At 72.5% G+C, this 21,101-nt stretch carries 20 protein-coding genes; 5 read left to right on the top strand and 15 right to left on the bottom strand.

The features are described 5' to 3' along the window. Nucleotides 1-16: 16 nt before the first annotated feature. From CFT82_RS08000 to CFT82_RS07985, 4 genes are all read right to left on the bottom strand, one after another. Nucleotides 17-1,087 carry a co-chaperone YbbN gene (locus CFT82_RS08000; protein ID WP_088818554.1) on the bottom strand — a complete coding sequence of 357 codons (1,071 nt, stop codon included), beginning with the start codon at nt 1,085-1,087 and terminating at the stop codon, nt 17-19. A gap of 203 nt (nt 1,088-1,290) precedes the next feature. After that, nucleotides 1,291-1,593, bottom strand: coding sequence for a thiamine-binding protein (locus CFT82_RS07995; protein ID WP_088818553.1), 303 nt, complete (start codon nt 1,591-1,593; stop codon nt 1,291-1,293). Nucleotides 1,594-1,598: 5 nt separating this feature from the next. Beyond that, nucleotides 1,599-2,804: an acetyl-CoA C-acetyltransferase gene (locus tag CFT82_RS07990; RefSeq protein ID WP_088818552.1), complete on the bottom strand. Its 1,206-nt coding sequence runs from the start codon at nt 2,802-2,804 to the stop codon at nt 1,599-1,601. Between the two features lie 87 nt (nt 2,805-2,891). After that, nucleotides 2,892-4,463 carry an amidohydrolase gene (locus tag CFT82_RS07985; protein ID WP_088818551.1) on the bottom strand — a complete coding sequence of 524 codons (1,572 nt, stop codon included), beginning with the start codon at nt 4,461-4,463 and terminating at the stop codon, nt 2,892-2,894. Between the two features lie 82 nt (nt 4,464-4,545). Between CFT82_RS07985 and mce the strand changes: the two genes are divergently transcribed. Together mce and CFT82_RS07975 are read left to right on the top strand one after the other, a co-directional pair. Then, complete coding sequence (gene mce / locus CFT82_RS07980; protein WP_088818550.1) at nt 4,546-4,983, top strand: methylmalonyl-CoA epimerase; 438 nt, start codon at nt 4,546-4,548, stop codon at nt 4,981-4,983. A gap of 119 nt (nt 4,984-5,102) precedes the next feature. Next, the gene (locus CFT82_RS07975) at nt 5,103-6,092 is read left to right on the top strand and encodes an AI-2E family transporter (protein ID WP_234994353.1); all 990 of its coding nucleotides are present in this window, start codon (nt 5,103-5,105) and stop codon (nt 6,090-6,092) included. Between the two features lie 64 nt (nt 6,093-6,156). Here CFT82_RS07975 and CFT82_RS07970 read toward each other — a convergent pair whose 3' ends face one another. The 3 genes from CFT82_RS07970 to CFT82_RS07960 all read right to left on the bottom strand — a co-directional run bounded on the left by CFT82_RS07970 (nt 6,157) and on the right by CFT82_RS07960 (nt 9,364). Then, nucleotides 6,157-7,839: a ribonuclease J gene (locus tag CFT82_RS07970; protein WP_088818549.1), complete on the bottom strand. Its 1,683-nt coding sequence runs from the start codon at nt 7,837-7,839 to the stop codon at nt 6,157-6,159. Nucleotides 7,840-7,994: 155 nt separating this feature from the next. Next, nucleotides 7,995-8,642 (bottom strand): FMN-binding negative transcriptional regulator, encoded by a 648-nt coding sequence (locus CFT82_RS07965; protein ID WP_088818548.1) that lies wholly within the window; start codon nt 8,640-8,642, stop codon nt 7,995-7,997. Further along, complete coding sequence (locus CFT82_RS07960; protein ID WP_088818547.1) at nt 8,642-9,364, bottom strand: B3/B4 domain-containing protein; 723 nt, start codon at nt 9,362-9,364, stop codon at nt 8,642-8,644. The genes CFT82_RS07965 and CFT82_RS07960 overlap by 1 nt, the downstream gene beginning before the upstream one ends. Before the next feature lie 106 nt (nt 9,365-9,470). Between CFT82_RS07960 and CFT82_RS07955 the strand changes: the two genes are divergently transcribed. Together CFT82_RS07955 and CFT82_RS07950 are read left to right on the top strand one after the other, a co-directional pair. Continuing rightward, the gene (locus tag CFT82_RS07955) at nt 9,471-10,265 is read left to right on the top strand and encodes a thymidylate synthase (RefSeq protein ID WP_088818546.1); all 795 of its coding nucleotides are present in this window, start codon (nt 9,471-9,473) and stop codon (nt 10,263-10,265) included. Between the two features lie 212 nt (nt 10,266-10,477). Then, nucleotides 10,478-11,470, top strand: a complete 993-nt coding sequence (locus tag CFT82_RS07950; protein ID WP_088818545.1) for a dihydrofolate reductase — start codon at nt 10,478-10,480, stop codon at nt 11,468-11,470. A 184-nt stretch (nt 11,471-11,654) separates the two neighbouring features. Here the strand turns inward: CFT82_RS07950 and paaE are convergent, their stop codons facing one another. From paaE to paaA, 5 genes are all read right to left on the bottom strand, one after another. Then, nucleotides 11,655-12,770, bottom strand: a complete 1,116-nt coding sequence (paaE, locus tag CFT82_RS07945; protein WP_088818544.1) for a 1,2-phenylacetyl-CoA epoxidase subunit PaaE — start codon at nt 12,768-12,770, stop codon at nt 11,655-11,657. Nucleotides 12,771-12,837: 67 nt separating this feature from the next. Beyond that, the gene (gene paaD / locus CFT82_RS07940; RefSeq protein WP_088818840.1) at nt 12,838-13,356 is read right to left on the bottom strand and encodes a 1,2-phenylacetyl-CoA epoxidase subunit PaaD; all 519 of its coding nucleotides are present in this window, start codon (nt 13,354-13,356) and stop codon (nt 12,838-12,840) included. Continuing rightward, nucleotides 13,353-14,282 carry a 1,2-phenylacetyl-CoA epoxidase subunit PaaC gene (paaC, locus tag CFT82_RS07935; RefSeq protein ID WP_088818543.1) on the bottom strand — a complete coding sequence of 310 codons (930 nt, stop codon included), beginning with the start codon at nt 14,280-14,282 and terminating at the stop codon, nt 13,353-13,355. Before paaC ends, paaD begins: the two co-directional genes overlap by 4 nt. After that, nucleotides 14,279-14,566, bottom strand: a complete 288-nt coding sequence (paaB, locus tag CFT82_RS07930) for a 1,2-phenylacetyl-CoA epoxidase subunit PaaB (RefSeq protein WP_088818542.1) — start codon at nt 14,564-14,566, stop codon at nt 14,279-14,281. The genes paaC and paaB overlap by 4 nt, the downstream gene beginning before the upstream one ends. After that, nucleotides 14,563-15,627: a 1,2-phenylacetyl-CoA epoxidase subunit PaaA gene (gene paaA, locus CFT82_RS07925; RefSeq protein WP_088818541.1), complete on the bottom strand. Its 1,065-nt coding sequence runs from the start codon at nt 15,625-15,627 to the stop codon at nt 14,563-14,565. The genes paaB and paaA overlap by 4 nt, the downstream gene beginning before the upstream one ends. A 94-nt stretch (nt 15,628-15,721) precedes the next feature. On the opposite strand from paaA, the gene CFT82_RS07920 reads away from it, so the two are divergent. Further along, a complete protein-coding gene (locus CFT82_RS07920; protein WP_159461892.1) occupies nt 15,722-16,945 on the top strand; it encodes a heparan-alpha-glucosaminide N-acetyltransferase domain-containing protein in 1,224 nt (407 codons plus the stop codon). A 27-nt stretch (nt 16,946-16,972) separates the two neighbouring features. On the opposite strand, the gene CFT82_RS07915 is transcribed toward CFT82_RS07920, so the two are convergent. The 3 genes from CFT82_RS07915 to rpsO form a co-directional block, all read right to left on the bottom strand. Next, nucleotides 16,973-17,953, bottom strand: coding sequence for an acyl-CoA thioesterase (locus tag CFT82_RS07915; protein ID WP_088818539.1), 981 nt, complete (start codon nt 17,951-17,953; stop codon nt 16,973-16,975). Nucleotides 17,954-18,105: 152 nt separating this feature from the next. Beyond that, complete coding sequence (locus CFT82_RS07910; protein WP_088818538.1) at nt 18,106-20,631, bottom strand: polyribonucleotide nucleotidyltransferase; 2,526 nt, start codon at nt 20,629-20,631, stop codon at nt 18,106-18,108. 175 nt (nt 20,632-20,806) lie between these two features. Further along, a complete protein-coding gene (gene rpsO / locus CFT82_RS07905) occupies nt 20,807-21,079 on the bottom strand; it encodes a 30S ribosomal protein S15 (RefSeq protein ID WP_088818537.1) in 273 nt (90 codons plus the stop codon). Nucleotides 21,080-21,101: the final 22 nt, after the last annotated feature.

Here is a 21,101-nt window from a genome sequence, read left to right as displayed (position 1 = left end):
CAACCGGCCGGCGCCCTCAGAACAGGGCGCTCATGAGGCGGCTACGCGCGCTGCGCACGCGCGGGTCGACCGAGCCGACCATCTCGAAGAGCTCCAGCAGACGGGCCCGCACGGCGTCGCGGTCCTCGTCGGCGGTGACCTTCACGGTGTCGATGAGGCGGTCGAAGGCATCCTCGACGTGGCCGCCGAGCAGGTCCAGGTCCGCGGCCTGCATCTGGGCCTGGACGTCCTGCGCGTTCGCCGCCGCAGCCTCCCGCACGGCGGTGGCGTCCAGCGAGCCGGCGCGCTGCAGGAGCACCACCTGCTGGCGGCCCAGCCGGGCCTCCTCGTCCTCCGGCTGCTCGGCGAGCTGGGCGTCGAAGGCCGCCAGCGCCGCATCGAAGTCCCCCGCGTCGATGGCCGTGTAGGCGGCCTCCAGGTGCGGCGAGAGCGACTCCTCCGCCGCGGCGGCCTCCCCCTCGCCGAGCGGCGCGGTGGACTGCCCCTCCGGGTCCGAGACCGACCCGGAGACGCCCGGGTTCGCCCGCCCGGTGACCCCGTACTGCGCCGCGGCGTTGAGGAACTCGGCCATCGCCTGGCGGACGACCTCCTCCGGCTGCGCCCCGCCGAAGAGCGGCATCGGCTGGCCCTGGAGCACGGCGATCGTCATCGCCTCCGGCAGCTCCGGGATCTGGAAGGCCTGCATCATCTCCGGGTGGGCAGCCACGTTCGCGGTGGCCAGTCGGTAGCGCCCCTCGTGCTCCAGGGCCACCTTCTCCATGGTCTGCACGAACTCCAGCGCCCCGGGGATCTCCGGGCTCCACAGCACGAGCAGCGCCGGGACCACCGCCGAGTCCTGCAGGACCTGACCGAAGCTGTCGAGGTCGACGGCCACCACAGTGGCCCGGGGGTCGGGCTGCCCCGGGGCACCCGCCGGTGCGGCCTGGGCCGCTCCGGGCTGGGACGGACCGCCAGCGGGCTGCGCGGCCCCGGTCGGAGCGCCGCCCTGGCGGGCGTCCGCCACCTGCTGCTGGACCTGCTGCTGCTTCAGACCGGTGAGGTCCACCGCCCCGGCGAGGCTGGCGCGGGAGAAGGGCTGGGAAGACATGTTTCCTCCTGGTCGGCCGGGCGGCCGACGGGTCGTCGGGGTCGGCCCAGGGGCCGGAACGGTCATGAGTCCACACGGACTCGGCTGGGCCCCACGATACGCAGTGGCGGCGCCCCCACCCAGCGCCGAGGGCCGGGCCGGAACGGTTCCCCGTCCCGGCCCGGCCCTCGTGGTGGGTCTCGGCGTGCTCCTGGTCGTGGGCCTCAGCCCTCGGCCAGGTGCCGCTCCACGCGCTCCACCTTGGCCTGGAGCTGCCCGGTCCACCCGGGACGGATGTCGGCCTTGAGCACCAGCGACACCCGCGGCGACTCGGCCGCCAGGGTGTCCACGCACTCCTTGATCACCGCCATGCACTCGTCCCACTCCCCCTCGAGAGTGGTGAACATCGCGTCGGTGCGGTTCGGCAGGCCGGAGGCCCGGACGATGCCCACCGCCCGGGCCACGGCCTCACTCACCCCACCCTCGGGGTCCTCCGCGGAGGGCGCGATGCTGAAGGCGACGAGCACGCCGGTCAGGCCTTCGGCACGCGCAGGACCAGGGCGTCACCCTGACCGCCACCACCGCACAGGGCGGCCACACCAATGCCGCCGCCGCGGCGCTTGAGCTCCAGGGCGAGGGTGAGCACCAGGCGGGCACCGGAGGCACCGATGGGGTGACCCAGGGCGATCGCGCCACCGTTGACGTTCACCTTGTCCTCGCTGACGCCCAGGTCGCGGGCGCTGGCGATGCCGACGGCGGCGAAGGCCTCGTTGATCTCGAAGAGGTCGACGTCCTCCACGGCCACGCCCTCCTTGGCCAGGGCGGCGCGAATGGCGTTGGCCGGCTGCAGCTGCAGGCTGGAGTCCGGGCCGGAGACCACGCCGTGGGCGCCGATCTCGGCGATCCACTCCAGCCCCAGCTCCTCGGCCTTCGACTTCTTCATGGTCACCACGGCGCAGGCACCGTCGGAGATCTGCGAGGCCGAGCCGGCGGTGATGGTGCCCTCCTTGCTGAAGGCGGGGCGCAGCTTGGCCAGCGAGTCGACGGTCGTGTCGGGGCGGATGCCCTCGTCGGTGGTGACCTCGATCGGGTCACCCTTGCGCTGCGGGACGCTCACCGGGGCGATCTCCTCGGCGAACACGCCCTTCTCCACCGCCTCGGAGGCCAGCTGGTGGGAACGGGCGGCGAACTCGTCCTGCTCGGCGCGGGTCAGCACACCGCCGCGGTCCTCCCGGTTGGCGGACTCGGTGAGGCCACCCATCGCCTGGTCGGTGAACACGTCCCACAGGCCGTCGAGGTCCATGTGGTCCTTGAGGGTCACGTCGCCGTACTTGAACCCGCCGCGGGACTTGGGCAGCAGGTGCGGGGCGTTGGTCATGGACTCCTGACCACCGGCCACGACGCACTCGAACTCGCCGGCGCGGATGGTCTGGTCGGCCAGCGCGATGGCGTTCAGGCCGGAGAGGCAGACCTTGTTGATGGTGAGGGCCGGGACGTCCATGGAGATGCCACCGGCGACCGCGGCCTGGCGGGCGGGGATCTGGCCGGCGCCGGCGGTGAGGACCTGGCCCATGATCACGTAGTCGACCTCGGCGGCGTCGACCGTGCCACGCTCCAGGGCAGCCTTGATCGCCACACCACCCAGCTCGGCGCCGGACAGGCTGCCCAGGGCTCCCTGCATGCGGCCCATCGGCGTGCGGGCGCCGGAAACGATGACGGTGGGGTCGGACTGGCTCATGGGTACCTCCGGGTACGGGGTGACGTGTGGTGCGCCCCGCACACTACCCCGATGTGACCCCGGCCACGCTGTGCGGAGGCGGGCCGGTCAGCCCTCCCGCTGGTGGACCACCCGGCCGGCCACCACCGTCGCGGCCACGCCCACCCTCTCCAGCCGGGCGGCGAGATCGCTGCTGGTCGGGGCGGCCAGGTCCGCGCCGAGGGGGTCGGCGTCCAGGAGCACCAGGTCGCCCCGTGCCCCGGCCCGGACCCGCTGACCGTCCACCGAGGCGGCCAGCGCCTCCCGCGGCGTCAGGGCGAGCTCGGGGTGCCAGGGGTCCTCCCCCGGCCGGGCACGGTGCACGGCGGCGGCCACCGCCAGCCAGGGGTCGGGGGTGCCGAAGGGCGCGTCGGAGCCCATTGCGAGCTCGACGCCCGCGTCGACCAGGCGGCGCAGCGGCAGCACCTGCCCGGTGCGGTCCGGCCAGGCCCGCTCGGCGGCGGACCGGTCGTCGAGCAGGTGGGCCGGCTGGACCCCGGCCCGCACCGGCAGGCCACGCCACCGGGCGAGCTCCTCCTCTCCCACCAGCTGGGCGTGCTCGACGCTTCCGACCACCCCGGTGGCGGCGAGGGCCGCGAGCGCCTGCCCCACCGCCGCGTCCCCGATGGCGTGGACGGCCACCTCCAGACCGTGGGTGCGGGCCCGGCCCAGCAGGTCGTGGAGCTCGGCGGAGGTCAGCTGCGGGGCGCCGGCGACCGACGACCCACCGGCGCTGCCCTCGCCCCGCCCTTCCGCGTCCCGACCGGGGGCGTCCGCGTACGGGGCCCGGCACCAAGCCGTCCGCGTGCCCAGGGAGCCGTCGCCGAAGAGCTTGAGCGGCCCCATCCGCACCAGGCCCTCGGTGCCGGGCAGGGCGTCGCCGGTGCGCAGTCCGGCGGCCTCCACCTCCTCGAGCCCCGGCACGTACACGCCCGTGCGCACCCGCAGCGGCCCCACCCCCTCGGCCAGCCGGCGCGGCCAGTCCACCCATGGGCGACCGAGCTCCAGGTCGGTGATCCCCACGATGCCGAGCCGGTGCGCCTCCGCCACGACCTCCCGCACCCCCTGCTCGGTGGTCTCCTGCGCCCCGGGCAGGTGGTTGAGCCGGTCGTAGAGGGCGAACCACTCCGCCTCCCGCACCAGCCCGCTCCGGTCGTACGGCCCGCCGAGGAGGGTCAGCGCCGTGCTGTTGAGCCACCCGTGGTGCCCGTCAGCGCTGATGAGCACGACCGGCACCCGGGGCGAGGCCTCATCGAGCAGCGCCCGGGTCGGGGCCTGCGCCCACCGGTCGGCGCGGTGCCCCCACCCCGTGAGCACCCCGGTGGCGGGCAGGGGCCGTGCCGCGGCGAGCCGCTCCCGCACCCGCTGCGCCGCCTCCTGGGGCGACCGGGCGGCCGAGAGGTCGAGCCGGCCGCGGGTGGCACCGAGCTGGCCGGCGTGCACGTGGTGGTCCCACAGACCGGGGACCACCCAGCGCCCGTCGGCCTCGAGGACCTCGGCCCCCGCCGGGCGGGGCAGGCCCGGCCCCACGGCGGTGAGGCGACCGTCGCGCAGGAGGAGGTCGACGGGCTCCGTCCCCGGAGCGCTCGGCGCCGCGTCGAGCGGGACGACATGCACCTGCCTGACCACCAGCTCACCCATGGCCCCACGCTAGGCCCGGGGACGGGGCCGGCCCCGCGGAGGAGCCCACCGCCGGCACCACCGGGCGGACTAGGCTGCGCCCATGGCACACGACTCCTCCGCCCCGCTGTTCACCGCCATCGACCACGTCGGTCTGGCCGTCACCGATCTCGACGAGGCGATCGCCTTCCACCGCGACGTCCTCGGCATGGAGCTGGCCCACACCGAGGAGAACCCCGAGCAGGGGGTCCGGGAGGCGATGATGGTCATCGGCGACTCGTGCATCCAGCTGCTGGCCCCGCTCACCCCGGAGTCCACCATCGCGACCTTCCTCGAGAAGAAGGGCCCCGGCATCCAGCAGGTCGCCTACCGCGTCGAGGACATCGAGGCCGTGTGCGCCACCCTCCGCGAGCGTGGCCTGCGCCTGCTCTACGAGGAGCCCCGCCGCGGCACCGCCAACAGCCGGATCAACTTCATCCACCCGAAGGACGCCGGGGGCGCGCTGGTGGAGCTCGTGCAGCCCGCCGAGGGGTCCCACTGAGCACTCCCCCGACCCCGCCGAGCGCGACGGACGTCACGCCGTCCCCCTCCGAGGGCGCATCCCAGCGCCTCCTCGGGGGGCACGGCGCGTTCACCCTGGGCTTCCTCGGGGCCCTGGGGGTGCTGACCGCCATCGCCCTGGCCCTGGCCGTGCGACGCCTCGACTACGTCGTGACGCTGCTCATCGTCGCGATCTTCCTGGCCCTCACGCTCAACCCGCTGGTCGAGATGCTCATGCGGCGCGGGCTGCGCCGCAGCGGTGCCGTAAGCGTGGTCTTCCTGTGGCTGCTCGTGGCCATCACCGGGATCGGTGCGCTGGTCATCCCCCCCATCGTGGACGAGTCGACGGCGCTCATGTACGACGCGCCCACCTACACCCAGCAGCTGCTGGAGCACGAGTGGATCCAGCAGGCCGACCGCGACTTCCAGCTGACCGACCGCTTCCAGAACGAGCTGCAGAAGCGGGTGGCCTCCGGCGAGCTCGCCAGCCAGGTCACCGGTGGGGTCCTCGGGGCCGGCCGGGTCGTGGCCACCGGGGCCTTCGGTGCCTTCACCGTGCTGGTGCTCACGCTCTACCTGCTCGCCACGCTGCCGCAGGTGAAGCGTGCCGGGTACGCCCTGGTCCCGGCCTCCCGCCGGACGCGCGTGCAGGACCTCTCGGAGCGGATCATGGCCCGCGTGGGCGGGTACGCCGCCGGGCAGTTCCTGGTGGCCACCATCAACGCCGCCTGCAGCTGGGTCATGATGACCGTCCTCGGGATCCCCTACGCGGCCGTGCTCGCCGTCCTCGTGGGCTTCCTGGGACTCATCCCGCTGGTCGGTGCCACGATCGGCGCCGTGGTCGTCGGGCTCATCGCGCTGAGCGTGTCGGTGAAGACGGCGATCATCGTGCTCGTCTACTACGGGATCTACCAGCAGATCGAGAACTACGTCATCGTGCCGAACATCATGAAGCGCACGGTGTCCGTGCCCGGAGCGGTCACCGTGGTGGCGGCCCTCATCGGCGGCACGCTGCTCGGGATCCTCGGCGCCCTGCTGGCCATCCCCACGGCCGCCGGCCTGTTGCTCCTCTACGAGGAGGTCCTGGTCCCCCGCCAGGAGAAGCGCTGAGCGCGGGACGACGAAGGGGGCTCCCGACCACTCAGGTCGGGAGCCCCCTTCGTCGTCGGCCCGGTCAGGCGTTGATGACCACCGGGATGATCATCGGACGGCGCTTGAGCTTGCCGCCGATGTAGCCACCCATCGACCGCCGCATGGCCTGCTGCAGCTGGTGCACGTCGGTGATGCCCTCGTTGCGGGCCTCGGCCAGGGCCTTCTCGATCCGCGGGACGGCGCGCTGCAGGATCTTCTCACCCTCGGAGACGCCCCGGGCGTGGATGTCCGGGCCGGAGATGATGTCCCCGGTCTCGGCGTCGCGGACGGCCACGATCGAGATGAAGCCCTCGTCGCGGAGGATGCGGCGGTCCTTGAGCAGCTCCTCGTCGGAGGTGCCCACGTTGCCGCCGTCGACGTAGATGTGCGCTGCCGGCACCTGACCGACGATCTTGGCCTGGCCGTCCACGAGGTCGACGATCACGCCGTCCTCGGCGACGACCACGTTCTCGGCCGGCACGCCGGTCTGTCGGGCCAGCTCGGCGTTGGCCAGCATGTGGCGCCACTCGCCGTGCACCGGCATGACGTTCTTCGGCTTGACGATGTTGTACGCGTAGAGGAGCTCGCCGGCGCTGGCGTGGCCCGAGACGTGGACCATCGCGTTGCCCTTGTGGACCACGTTGGCGCCGAGCTTCATGAGCCCGTTCATCACCTTGTAGACGGACTTCTCGTTGCCCGGGATGAGCGAGGAGGCCAGCAGGACGGTGTCACCCTCCCCCACCTCGATCTGGTGGTTCTGGTTGGCCATGCGGCTCAGCGCGGCCATCGGCTCACCCTGCGAGCCGGTGCAGATGAGCACGATCTGGTTCGGCGGGAGCTTGGCCAGCTTCTTGACGTCCACCAGCACCCGGTCCGGGACGTTCAGGTAGCCCATCTCGGCGGCCAGCCCCATGTTGCGGATCATCGAGCGGCCCACGAAGGCCACCTTGCGATTGGTCGCCGCGGCGGCGTCGAGGATCTGCTGCACCCGGTGGACGTGGCTGGAGAAGCAGGCCGCGATGATGCGGCGCTCGGCCTTGGCGAAGACCCGCTCGATGGCCGGTGCGATGTTGCGCTCCGGCGTCGTGAAGCCCGGGACGTCGGCGTTCGTGGAGTCGGTGAGGAAGAGGTCCACGCCCTCCTCGCCGAGGCGGGCGAAGGCGCGCAGGTCGGTGATGCGGCCGTCCAGCGGCAGCTGGTCCATCTTGAAGTCACCGGTGAACAGCATCGTGCCGCCGGGGGTGTGCACAAACACGGCCAGGGCGTCCGGGATCGAGTGGTTCACGGCCACAAACTCGCACTCGAACTTGCCGAAGTTCTCGATGTCGTCCTCGCGCACGGTGATGAGGCGCGGGGTGATCCGGTGCTCCTTGCACTTGGCCTCGACCAGGGCGAGGGTCAGCTTGGAGCCGACCACGGGGATGTCCGGGCGGCTCTTGAGCAGGTAGGGCACGGCGCCGATGTGGTCCTCGTGGCCGTGGGTGAGCACCAGGGCGTTGATGTCGTCCCAGCGGCCGTCGAGGTACTCGAAGTCCGGGAGGATGAGGTCGACGCCCGGCTGGGTCTCGTCGGGGAAGAGCACGCCGCAGTCGACGATGAGCAGCTTGCCGCCGTACTCGACGACGGTCATGTTGCGGCCGACCTCGCCCAGGCCGCCGAGGGCGACGATGCGGACGCCGTTCTTCGGCAGCGCGGGAGGCTCGGGGAGCATGGTGCGGGGGGTCATGTGATTCCTCACGTCAGGGGATGGTGGGGTGCCCGTCACAGGTCATCGGTGCCGTGATGTGGGCGGTGAAGTCATGGGAGTGCGCCGACGCGGAGGTCTGGTGGCGGGGCGGCAGCTGCTGCACCGGGTTCGGCCACGGGGTCGGACGCACAGGGTCAACGGTACTCGGCCGACCCGTCGAGTCGTCGGCGGGCGGCGTCGGCGGCCTCCGCATCGCCCGGTCGACCCCGCCGGCGCAGCTCCTCGACGACCCGCTCCCGGTGCGCGGCGGGCTTCTCGTCGTCGTACTTGAAGGTGGCCTCGACCCGCTCCAGCGGGATCCGCAGCCCCCGGATCGCCGGGAGCATCGCCGCGTACGGGCCGTCGGTTGCGGACAGCTCGGCCCAGCCGCCGTCGGGCTGCAGGTCCTCGAACTGCAGCTCGAGGATCTCGGCGATCTCGGCCGGGTCGTCCACCACCTGTGGCGTGCCGACGACCTGCACCGAGGTGTAGTAGCTGGTGGGCACGCCGTGCTCCGGCGGCACGCCCGGCCTGGCACGCCACTGGTTGTGCACGTAGGCGGAGTCCCCGGTCACCACGAAGCGCACCCGGCTCGCCACCTCCAGGTCCGCCAGGCAGGGGTTGACGACGGCCAGGTGCAGGACCAGCTCGTCCTGCCGCAGGGTGGCGTGGAGCGGGGTGACCCACGGCGGACCGGCGGGGTCGCTGTTGTTCACCACGAGCTGGCCGAAGAGCTCGGGGCCGGCAAGCCACTCCCGCCACTCGGCCTCGTCGCGCGGGTCGTACTCCCGGGCCAGGTACATCACGCGGCGGGGACGACGCGGGTGGCCGTCCGGACGTCGGCCCCGCAGCCGGTCAGCAGGTCGCGCAGCTCCTCCCCCGCGGCGGTGAGCGCGGCGTCGTCCACCGGGCCCAGCGCGTCGAGGATGAACAGCGCCGAGGTGGTCTCCTCCCGCAGGGCGGTGCGCGGCCCCTGGCGCCAGTTCCACCGCCGGCAGGTGACCCCGGCGTCGTCGCGCCACACCACCTCGCCCGGGCGGGGGTTCTCGACCTTCTCCTCCCCGGACGACATGACCGTGAACTCCTCCTCACCGCTGGCGCGCACCAGCTGGGCCGGCCCCTCGTAGCGGTCGAGGCCCTCCCCGCCCAGCGGGATCCCGTGGAGCACGGAGATCGCGTTGTACAGGTCCGTGAGGCGGTTGACACGGGGCAGGCCGTCGGCGGCGGCCCGGCGGAGCAGGGCCTCGAGGCTGTTCCGGGTGCGCTGCGGCTTGGCCCCGAAGGCCCGGTAGGCCTCGCGCCAGGCGGCGACGTGGGGCAGCTCCTCCACCGGGGTCTCGGTCAGCAGCTCGGCGGCGTGGGCGTCCGCGCGGGCCAGGAAGGCCTCCGTGGCGGCGTCGGTCGGGCCGGGCTCGATGCCGTCGACCGCGAGGAGCAGGACCCGGTAGTCGGGGCGCAGCTCGAGCACCTGCGGAGCGATGGAACAGGTGGCCAGGAAGTCCTGCAGCGCAGCGGTGTCTCTCATGGCCCGAGCCTACGGAGCGCGCCGTGGTCTCCGCCAGGACGGTCGGGAAGCAACGGCGGGCGACCCGCTCTGGACGGCGCCGGAGCCGCTTGGGAGACTGGCTCCCATGCGCCACTACCAGGCTCTCCTGCAGGACGTCCTCGACCACGGCCTGCCCACCGAGGATCGCACCGGCACCGGCACGCTGGCGGTCTTCGGGCGCCAGACCCGCTACGACCTGCGCGAGGGCTTCCCGCTGGTGACCACCAAGCGGGTCTACCGCAAGGGACTGGTCGGGGAGCTGCTGTGGTTCCTGCGCGGGGACACGAACGTGCGCTGGCTGCAGGAGCGGGACATCCACATCTGGGACGAGTGGGCCGACGAGGAGGGTGACCTCGGGCCGGTCTACGGCGCCCAGTGGCGCTCCTGGCCCGACCCCGACGGTGGGACCATCGACCAGATCGCGAAGGTCATCAGGTCCATCCGCAACAACCCGGCGAGCCGGCGCCACATCGTCTCGGCGTGGAACCCCGCGGAGGTCGACGAGATGGCCCTGCCTCCCTGCCACACCCTCTTCCAGTTCCACGTGGCCGAGGGCCGCCTGAGCTGCCAGCTGTACCAGCGCAGCGCCGACCTGTTCCTGGGCGTGCCGTTCAACATCGCGTCCTACGCGCTGCTGACCCACATGGTGGCCCACGTGACGGGGCTGGAGGTGGGCGACTTCGTCCACACCTTCGGGGACCTGCACCTGTACTCCAACCACCTCGAGCAGGCCCGCGAGCAGCTCGCCCGGGAGCCCCGTCCGCTGCCGACGCTGGAGCTCAACCCGGAGGTCCGGGAGATCGACGCCTTCGACCTGGACGACGTGGTCTTCCACGGGTACGACCCCCACCCGGCGATCAAGGCCCCCATTGCGGTCTGAGGGCGGCGCGGCCGAGACCGGTGCCACCCGAGATGCGCACCGGTCCGCATCTCACCCGTCACCCCAAGCCCACCGGCGCACCGGTACGCACCTCGACCGTCGAGCGTCGTATCGGTGCGCATCTCACGAGAGCCGGACGCCCGAGAGCGGCACCGGTGCACCTCTCGGGCGTCGGGATCCGCACACCCCGCCACTCTGGGAGACTGCCGCCCATGCCCTCCCCGCGCTTCCAGGTCGTCCCGTCCGCCTACCTGTTCCTGCTGCGCGAGGGCGCACGCGGGCTCGAGGTCCTGCTCCAGCTGCGCCGCGGCACGGGCTACATGGACGGCTGGTGGTCCGCCGGGGCCGCGGGTCACGTGGAGGCCGGCGAGTCCGTCCTGCAGGCCATGCAGCGCGAGGCCCGCGAGGAGCTCGGGCTCGACCTGCCGGCCGAGGCCCTCGAGCCCCGCACCACCCTGCACCGCCGCATCGCCGTCAGCGGGCCGCTCGAGGAGCGCTACTGCACCTTCTTTACCGCCCGGGACTGGTCCGGCGAGCCCACCCTCCAGGAGGCGGACAAGGCCGCCGACCTGCGCTGGTTCCCGCTCGACGCGCTGCCCGAACGGGTGGTGCCGCACGAGCGGCAGGTGCTGGAGGCCGTCGCAGAGTCCGAGCGCACCGGGCAGCCCGTCCCGCCGGTGATGACGCGGGGCTTCCAGCAGTCCCTGACCCTCGTGGTGGCCGTGGCCGAGAACCGCGCCATCGGCCGCGACGGCGACCTGCCCTGGCACCTGCCCGGCGACCTCGCGCACTTCAAGCGCACCACCGACGGCGGCGTGATGGTGATGGGGCGGCGCACCTTCGAGTCCATCGGTCGCCCGCTGCCGGGGCGCACGAGCATCGTCATGACCGGCGACCGGGACTGGCTGCCCGGCGGCCAGATCAACCCCTGCGATCGCGACGCCGGCCCGCGCTTCCCCGAGGTGCTCGTGGCCCGCTCCTGGGCCGAGGCGCTGCTCATGGCCGGGGACACCGAGGTGTTCGTCGTCGGGGGCGCGGGCGTCTTCGCCGAGGCGCTCCCCCACGCCACCCGCCTCGTGCTCACCGAGGTGCACCAGTCCCCCGCGGGCTGCGACACCTTCTTCCCCGAGCTCGACGCCGGGTGGGCCGAGGCCGAGCGCACCCCGGCCGAGGGCTACGACATCGTCGAGTACCGACGTCGCTGAGCCCGGGAGCCTCCCGTCCGCGTGCTCTCTCGGGAGCAACCGGTCGACCCCCAGAGTGCTCGGCCCCCACCCGGGAGCAACCGGTTGACCCCGAGACAGTCGCGGGGTCAACCGGTTGCTCCCGGTGGGGGCTGCGACAGGCGTGGGGTCGACCGGTTGACCCCGGGACTGCTCCGGCGCCCGGTCAGACGTCGAAGTCGATCTCCGCGCGCTCGGTGACCGGGTGCGACTGGCAGGCCAGCACGAAGCCGGCCTCCACCTCGTCGGGCTCCAGGGCGTAGTTGCGATCCATCCGCACCTCGCCGTCCACCACCTTGGCGCGACAGGTGCCGCACACACCACCGGTGCAGGAGAAGGGCGCGTCCGGACGCTCGCGGAGCGTGGCGGCCAGGATGGTCTCCCCGTCCTTGCTCGGCATGCCCACCTCGGTCCGACGACCGTCCAGCGAGACGGTCACCACGGCCTCCGGCTCGGCGTCGGTGTCGATCGGCTCGGCCGACTGCGGCGGCGGGTTGTCGTCCACGTGGAAGACCTCGTGGTGCACCACGTCCTCGGCGATGCCGCGGCTCCCCAGCACCTCCCGGGCCGACTCCACCATCCCGAAGGGACCGCACAGGTACCAGTGGTCCACCTCGTCCGGGTCGATGAGGCCGTCGAACATCCGCTCCAGCCGCTCGGCGTCGATCCGGCCGTGGAAGAGCTCCACGTCACCCGGCTCGCGGGAGAGCACGTTGATCATCCGGAAGCGCTCCGGGTGGGCGTTCTTCAGGTCCGCCAGCTCCTCGAGGAACATGATCGAGTCCGTCCGGCGGTTGCCGAAGACGAGCGTCGCCCGCGACCCCGGCTCCTCCTCCAGCAGGGTGCCCAGCAGGGACATGACCGGCGTGATCCCCGAACCCGCCGCGATGGCCACGTGGTGCCGCGCGGCCGTCGGATCCACCGGGTTCACGAAGGAACCCATCGGCGTCATCACCTGCATCTCGTCGCCCACCTGCACGTGGTCGGCGATCCAGTTGCTCATGACGCCCTGCGGCACCCGGGAGACCGCCACCCGCACCTTCTTCTCCCGCAGCGCCCGCGAGCGCGGCAGGCAGATCGAGTAGGAGCGTCGCACGTCCTGCCCGTCGATCTCGGCGCGCAGGGTGAGGTGCTGGCCCGGCTCGAAGACGAACTCCTCGGCCAGCTCGTCCGGCACGTCGAAGGTGAGCGCCACCGCGGTGTCGGTCAGCTGCTCGACCTCCGACACCCGCAACGGGTGGAAGGAGGCACGGCGGCGGGTCGGGATGCTCAGGGCGTTCATCTCGGGCTCCAGTGTCAACAGGTGGTCAGGGGCGGGGTGACGGGGCGGTCGCCCGCCCCAGGTGGTCTCAGAGAGGCTTGAACTCGTCGAAGGGCTCCAGGCAGGCGCGGCACCGGCGCAGGGCCTTGCAGGCCGTGGACCCGAAGCGGGCCAGCTCCTCGGTGTCGGACGAGCCGCACGAGGGGCAGTCGACCTGTCGCACCGAGAGGCTCAGCCCCACCGTGCCGTCGTGCTGCCCGGGGGCAGCCGGTCCGGGCGGCGCGATGCCGAAGGCCCGCAGCTTCTCCTTGCCGGCCTCGGACATCCAGTCGGTGGTCCACGGCGGGTCCAACCGCCGCTCGACCACCGGCTCCCAGCCACGCAGGGCGATGACGCGGGCCACCTGGCCCTCCATGACCTCCATGGCCGGGCAGCCGGAGTAGGTCGGGGTGATCTCCACGTGGATGCGACCGTGCTCCTCGTCGGGCGTCACGGAGCGCAGCACGCCGAGATCCTCCAGCGTGATGACGGGGATCTCCGGGTCCGGGATCTCCCCGAGCGCGCGGAGCACCTCGGCCAGCGGGGCGCGCTCGGGAGCGCTCGTCACCACGAGGCGCCAGGGTGCGCCCGGGCCACGGACTGCATCTCGGCCAGCAGGTAGCCGAGCTGCTCGGAGTGCTCACCGACGCGGCCGCCGGCGGCGGTCCAGCGACCGGCCTGCGGGCGCTCGAGCCCGGCCTGCTGCAGGACCGCGGTGACGAACTGCTCGGCCGGCTCGCGGAGCGTGCTCGGCAGCGCCGCCAGGCCCCGGTCGGCCGCGGCCACGGCCACGGCGTCGTCCGCGAAGAGCTCCGGGACGAAGGGCTCGACCGCCTGCAGCCCGGCCATCGTGCGGCGGGTCGACTCGTCGGTGCCGTCCCCCAGCCGGATCACCCACTGGGCGGCGTGGTCGCGGTGGTACTCGACCTCCTTGACCGCCTTGCGGGCGATGGCGACCAGCTCGGCGTCGGCCCCCTCGGTGCGGACGATCGCCGAGTACAGCGCGTGCTGGTAGGCGGAGAACCAGAGCATCCGCACCATCTCGTACCCGAAGTCACCGCGTGGCTGCTCCACGAGCCAGACGTTGCGGAACTCGCGGTCGGTGCGGAAGTAGGCCAGGTCGTCCTCGGCCAGCTCCTGCACGCCCGGGAGCATCCCGGCGTCCAGCTCACCGGCCCGCGCGTACAGGGCGCGGGCCTGACCGACGAGATCCAGGGCCACGTTGCCCAGGGCCATGTCCTCCTCGATCTGCGGGGCACGGCTGATCCACTCACCCAGCCGCTGGGCGTAGACCAGGGCGTCGTCGGCCAGCGCCACCAGGTAGCGGGCGCTCAGCTGGTCGGCGCCCAGCTCGGCGGGGTCACCGGCCCGCTCCCAGGGCTCGGCGGCCCGACCGACGGTCTCCGGCGTGGTGGGGGTCGGCGCCCCCTCCTCCGCCTCGAAGCGCTGCGGCTCGGCCTTGGCCGTCTCCGGGGGGTTGTGCTGGTCGCTCACAGGTACTCCACGTCCTCGGGCACGTTGTAGAAGGTGGGGTGGCGGTACACCTTGTCGGCCGAGGGGTCGAAGAAGCTGTCGCGCTCGTCGGGGCTGCTGGCGGTGATGTCCTCCGCCCGCACGACCCACACCGACACGCCCTCACCCCGACGGGTGTAGAGGTCACGCCCGTTGCGCAGGGCCATCTCGGCGTCCGGCGCGTGCAGGGAGCCCACGTGCGTGTGGTTCAGCCCTCGCTTGGCGCGGACGAAGACCTCCCACAGGGGCCAGGTCGTCTCGCTCATGCAGCCACCTCCTGTCGGGCACCGCGGGCGCGCTTCGCGGCGTGCACGGTGGCCGCTTCGCGCACCCAGGCGCCCTCCTCGTGGGCCCGCACCCGGTGTGCGAGCCGCTGTGCGTTCATCGGCCCGTTGCCCTTCACGACCTGCCAGAACTCGCCCCAGTCCACGGCACCGAAGTCCCAGTGGCCGGTCTCGGCGTTCCACCGCAGGTCGGGGTCGGGCAGGGTCAGCCCCAGCTTCTGCGCCTGCGGGACGGTCATGTCCACGAACTTCTGGCGCAGGTCGTCGTTGCTGAAGCGCTTGATGCCCCAGGCCATCGACTGCTCGGTGTGACCGCCGGTCGTGGCCGCCTCGCCGGTGTCGGGCGGGCCGAACATCATGAGCGCCGGCCACCAGGTGCGGTTCACCGCGTCCTGGGCCATCGCCCGCTGCTCCTCGGTGCCCTGCATGAGCGACCACAGGATCTCGAAGCCCTGCCGCTGGTGGAAGGACTCCTCCTTGCACACGCGGATCATCGCGCGGCCGTAGGGGCCGTACGAGCAGCGGCAGAGCGGCACCTGGTTCATGATCGCCGCACCGTCCACGAGCCAGCCGATCGCACCAGCATCGGCCCAGGTGAGCGCCGGGTAGTTGAAGATCGAGGAGTACTTCTGCTTCCCCGAGTGGAGGCGGTCGAGCAGCTCGGCCCGGTCCACGCCCAGGGTCTCGGCGGCCGAGTACAGGTACAGGCCGTGCCCGGCCTCGTCCTGCACCTTGGCCATGAGGATCGCCTTGCGCCGCAGGCTGGGGGCGCGGGTGATCCAGTTGCCCTCCGGCTGCATCCCGATGATCTCGGAGTGCGCGTGCTGGGCGATCTGCCGGATGAGCGTCTCCCGGTACTCCTCCGGCATGGCGTCACGCGGCTCGATCCGGAGGTCACGGGCGATCAGCGCGTCGAAGGACGCGTCGTCGCCCTCCCCACGGTCGAGTCCGCCCTCGGCGTGCTGCGACAGGGCCGCCTCGTAGTCGCCCGTCTCGGCGGCGTTGAGGGCCTCATCAGGGTCCACGAAATCGTTCCCGTACATGCCGCGAGTATTCCATGCACATGTGATCCACCCAACACTCAGCGCGTCGTGCGGCCTCCGGGCGATCCCACGGGGTTCTGGGAGACTGGCCCGCATGTCTGTCGCCGTGGGGGCCCGTCGCACCGCCGTGGCCGCCCCCGGGCCCTCCGGGGCGGCCCCGGCGAACGCCCCCCGAGCCAGGCTGGTCGGCCTCGACCTGGCCCGCACCCTCGCCGTCCTCGGGATGGTCGTGGCCCACTTGACGGTCACTCCCGTGCTGGAACCCTGGAGCACCCCGGGATGGCTCGTTGCCGGGCGCTCCTCCGCCCTCTTCGCGGTCCTGGCCGGGGTGTCGGTCTCTCTCGTCGCGGGTCGCACGCGGCCCGCCCGGGGCGCCCGCCTGCGGGCCCACCGCATGAGCCTGGCGGTGCGGGCGCTGGCCATCTACGTGATCGGTCTCCTGCTCGACTCGCTCGACTCCGGGATCGCGGTGATCCTCCCGGCCTACGGCGCGATGTTCCTGCTCGCCGTGCCCTTCCTGGGGATGGGGACCCGCACCCTGACCCGGTGGGCGGTCGGCTGGTTGCTGCTCGCCCCCTGGGCCGCCCTCCTGCTGCGCCATCTCATGCAGGGCCCCCTGTCGGCCCTCCACTCCCTCCCCGACCACGGCAACTGGCTGACGAACACGCAGCGCCTGCTGCTCGACGGGTACTACCCGGTGATCGTGTGGTTCGGCTACGTGCTGGCCGGGATGGCCGTGGGGCGGCTCCCGCTGGCCCGACCCCGGGTGCAGGCGGGACTGCTCGCCGGTGGCACCGTGCTGGCCACCGCCGCGTGGGGTGCGAGCCGCGTGCTGACCAGCCGGGCCCCGCTGCGTGAACGCCTGGTGGACAGCTGGCCGGCCGACGCCCCCCTGAGCCCCCGCGAGGTGGACCTCCTGGCCCGCCCCGGCCTCCACGGTGCCGCGCCCCCCGACCCCGCCTGGCAGCTCACCGCCTATCCCCACGCCTCGACCATGCTGGACGTCCTCCACACGACGGGCACCTCGTTGGCCGTCCTCGGGGCGATGCTGCTCCTGGTCCACCTCGTCCCCCGCCCGGCCGGCCTGTGGGCGGCCCTGGGGGCCATCGGCACGATCAGCCTCACGGCCTACTCGGTGCACCTGGTGCTGCGCACCGTCGGCGGGGAGATCGCGCACACCGGTCCGGTCGCCATCGCCCTGCACCTGACCGTCCTGTTCCTCCTGGCCCTGCTGGTGCGCCTCACCGACCGGAGGGGGCCGCTGGAGTCGCTCATCTCCCGGATCAGCCGCTCGGTCGTCCACCGCGGCACCCGCTGACGGCGGTCACCACGGCGGGACGGGCGTTCAGTCCCCGAATCGCTCCCGGATCTCCACCAGCTCCACCGCGTGCGCGTCGAGCTCCCGGTCCTCCTCGCTGACCGGGGCCCACTGTCGCGTCCGCCGTGCGCGGCGCTCCTCGTCGAGGCTCACGAAGATGGTCCGGCAGTAGGTCGTGAGCTCCATCGCCCCCGGCCCGGCGGCGGGGTCCCCGGAGCGCACGTGCACGCCGACGTGCAGCGAGTGGTCCCCGGTGTGCAGCAGCCGGGCCTCCACCTCGACCACCTGCCCGATGTGCAGCGGCCGGTAGAAGCGCACTCCCCCGGTGAAGATCGCGACGTTGTCGTCGTCCCCGGTCCACTGGGTCACCAGCACGTGCGCCGCCTCGTCGATCCACCGCATGACGATCCCGCCGTGGACCTTCCCACCCCAGTTGACATCGGTCGGGGCGGCGAGGAAGCGCAGCTGGACCCGGGGAGCGGTCCCGGCCCCGGTGTACTCCACCTCCTCCATGGCCCGCTGGACGAGCTCCCGCAGCTCCTTGCGGCGCTCGGTCCACCGGGCCAGGAGCCGTCCCTCCGTGGTCCGCGGCTCGAGGGTCGGCACGGGACGCGGGCTGCCCTCGTCGTCTACCGCGACGAAGATCATCAGGCAGGTGGTGGCCGGCTCCAGCGGCCCACCCGGCGCCCCGGAGCTCACCTCGACGATGACGTGCATGCTCGTGGTGCCCGTCAGGGCCACCCGGGCACGCGCCTCCACGAGATCCCCGATGGCGACCGGCCGGGAGAAGCGGACGTTGCCCACGTAGGCAGTCACGCAGTAGCCGCCACTCCAGCCGGCGGCCGCCGCGAACCCCGCCTTGTCGATCCACTCCAGCACCCGGCCCGCGCTCACCCGGCCGGAGTGCCCCGCATCGGTGGGGGCGGCCAGGAGACGCAGGGTGGTCGCGGCCCGGGGGCTGGCGTCGTCCTCACGGGTCCGGGTCGACGGGCTGTCGCAGTGGTCCATGGCCCCAGTCTCCGGCAGACCCGCTCCCCGGCGCACCTCGGGGACAGTGCGGTGGCCCCAACACCCCCGTCGGCGGCGCGCAGGGACGCCGGAGGCCCCCACCACGCGGACGTGGTGGGGGCCTCCGGCCGTCCTCGGCTAGGTGAGCCGGATCAGTTGGCGTCCTCCGGGGTGGAGGCGGCGCCACCCTCGGCGCCCTCGCCGCGACCACGGCCACGACCACCACGACGGCGGCGGGGGCGACGACGGCCGCCCTCCTCCTCGTCGGAGTCGTCGGCCTCGGACGCCTCGGCGTCCTGCGCGGCCGGTGCCGGCTCGTCCGCAGTCGCCGGGGCCTCCTTCACCTCGGCCTCGGAGCGCTGGGCGCCGGCGTCGGTGGCCGGGGCGTCCGCCGCCGGGCGACCGCCACCGATGCGACCGGAGGCCTGCGGGGCCTCCTCGGCCTCGCCCTCCTCCTCGGCCACGACGGCGCCGAGCGAGAGCTTGCCGCGCTGGTCGATCTCCTTGAGCTCCACCTGGACCTTGTCGCCGACGTTCAGCACGTCCTCGACGGCGTCGATGCGCTGACCACCGACGAGCTTGCGGATCTCGGAGATGTGCAGCAGGCCGTCCTTGCCCGGGAGCAGGGAGACGAAGGCGCCGAAGGTGGTGGTCTTGACGACCGTCCCCAGGAAGCGCTCGCCGACCTCCGGCATCTGCGGGTTGGCGATCGCGTTGATCGCCGAGCGGGCGGCCTCGGCCGAGGGGCCGTCGGTCGCGCCGATGTACACGGTGCCGTCGTCCTCGATGGAGATGTCGGCGCCGGTGTCCTCCTGGATCTGGTTGATCATCTTGCCCTTCGGGCCGATGACCTCACCGATCTTGTCGACCGGGACCTTCACCGCGATGACGCGCGGGGCGTTCGGGCTCATCTCGTCCGGGGCGTCGATCGCCTGGTTCATCACGTCCAGGATGTGCAGGCGGGCCTCACGGGCCTGGGTCAGCGCCTTGCCCAGCTCCTCGGCGGGGATCCCGTCGAGCTTGGTGTCGAGCTGGATGGCGGTGATGAACTCCGAGGTGCCGGCGACCTTGAAGTCCATGTCGCCGAAGGCGTCCTCGGCACCGAGGATGTCGGTGAGCGCCAGGTACTGGGTGCCGCCGTCGATCTCGGCGGAGACCAGACCCATCGCGATGCCCGCCACCGGGGCCTTCAGCGGCACACCGGCGTTGAGCATCGAGAGGGTGGAGGCGCAGACCGAGCCCATCGAGGTGGAGCCGTTGGAGCCCAGCGCCTCGGAGACCTGACGGATCGCGTAGGGGAACTCCTCGCGGCTCGGCAGCACCGGCACCAGGGCCCGCTCGGCCAGCGCACCGTGGCCGATCTCGCGGCGCTTCGGGGAGCCGACGCGACCGGTCTCACCGGTGGAGTAGGGCGGGAAGTTGTAGTTGTGCATGTAGCGCTTGCGCGACACCGGGCCCAGGCTGTCGATCTGCTGCTCCATGCGCAGCATGTTCAGCGTGGTGACACCCATGATCTGGGTCTCCCCGCGCTCGAAGATCGCCGAGCCGTGGACGCGCGGCAGGGCCTGCACCTCGGCCGAGAGCGCCCGGATGTCCCGCGGGCCGCGGCCGTCGATGCGCACCTGGTCGCGCAGGATGCGCTCGCGGATGAGCTTCTTCTGCAGCGCCTTGAACGCCCCGGAGATCTCCTTGCCGCGCTCGGCGAAGGGCTTGCCCTCGGCGTCCTCCTCGGTGCCGACGAACTCGGCCTTCAGCTCGGCCTTGATCTCGTCGAGACGGTTCTCGCGCTCCTGCTTGCCGGCGATGGTCAGCGCCTCGGCGGTCTGCTCGGAGGCGGCCTTCTCGACGGCCTCGTAGGCGTCGGCCTGGTAGTCCAGGAAGAGCGGGAACTCCTTGACCTCCTTGCCGGCGGCGGCGTGGAGCTGCTTCTGGGCCTCGCACAGGGCGCGGATGAAGACCTTCGAGGCCTCCAGCCCCTGGGAGACGACCTCCTCGGTGGGGGCGGTCGCACCCTGGTCGTTGACGAGCGTCCAGGTGGACTCGGTGGACTCAGCCTCGACCATCATGATCGCGACGTCGTCATCCTCGGTGATGCGGCCGGCGACGACCATGTCGAAGGTCGACCGGGCGGCGTCGGAGAAGTTCGGGAAGGCCACCCACTGGCCCTCGATGAGGGACAGACGCACGCCACCGATCGGGCCGGAGAAGGGTAGGCCGGAGATCTGGGTGGAGGCGCTGGCGGCGTTGATGGCCAGGACGTCGTACTGGTGGTCCGGGTGGTGGGCCAGCACGGTGACGACGACCTGCACCTCGTTGCGCAGACCCTTGGTGAAGGTCGGGCGCAGCGGGCGGTCGATGAGCCGGCAGGTCAGGATCGCGTCGGTGCCGGGGCGGCCCTCGCGGCGGAAGAAGGAGCCGGGGATGCGTCCCGCGGCGTACATGCGCTCCTCGACGTCCACGGTGAGCGGGAAGAAGTCGAAGTGGTCCTTCGGCTCCTTGCCGGCCGTGGTGGCCGAGAGCACCATCGTGCTGTCGTCGATGTCCTCGTCGATGAGGTAAGCGGCCACCGAACCGGCGGCCTGCTGGGCCAGACGGCCCGTCTCGAAACGGATGGTGCGGGTGCCGAAGGAACCATTGTCGATGGTTGCCTCGGTGGCGGTGATCTCAGGACCCTCCATGGGGTCCTCCTCTCTGTCGTGACCACACGGGCATCGTCGTTGTGCCGTGTGTCAGTGGCCCGGTGTTCCACCGGACCCCACGGTCGGGGGTCCGTCGTCGGCCCGGGTCGGAGCCGACTGTCTGTTCATACCAAAGGAGCGGCCCCCGGTGGGGGCCGCTCCGCGGCATGGAGTCTCAGCGACGCAGGCCGAGCTTCTGGATCAGCGCTCGGTAGCGCTCGATGTCCGTGGCCTCCAGGTAGCGCAGGAGGCGCTTGCGGCGGCCGACCAGCAGCAGCAGGCCACGACGGGTGTGGTGGTCGTGCTTGTGCTGGCGGGAGTGCTCGGTGAGGTCCTTGATGCGCTGCGTGAGCAGGGCGACCTGGACCTCGGGCGACCCGGTGTCACCCTCGCTGGTCGCGAACTCCTCGATGATCTGCTTCTTCTTGGCAGGGTCAAGCGTGGTCATGTGACTCCTCTGGGTCGTTGCA

This window comes from Kytococcus aerolatus, assembly GCF_900187395.1.
GTDB classification, from domain to species: domain Bacteria; phylum Actinomycetota; class Actinomycetes; order Actinomycetales; family Dermatophilaceae; genus Kytococcus; species Kytococcus aerolatus.
Note: the sequence above shows the minus strand (reverse complement) of the source record. Positions and strands in the feature narration are given on the sequence as shown.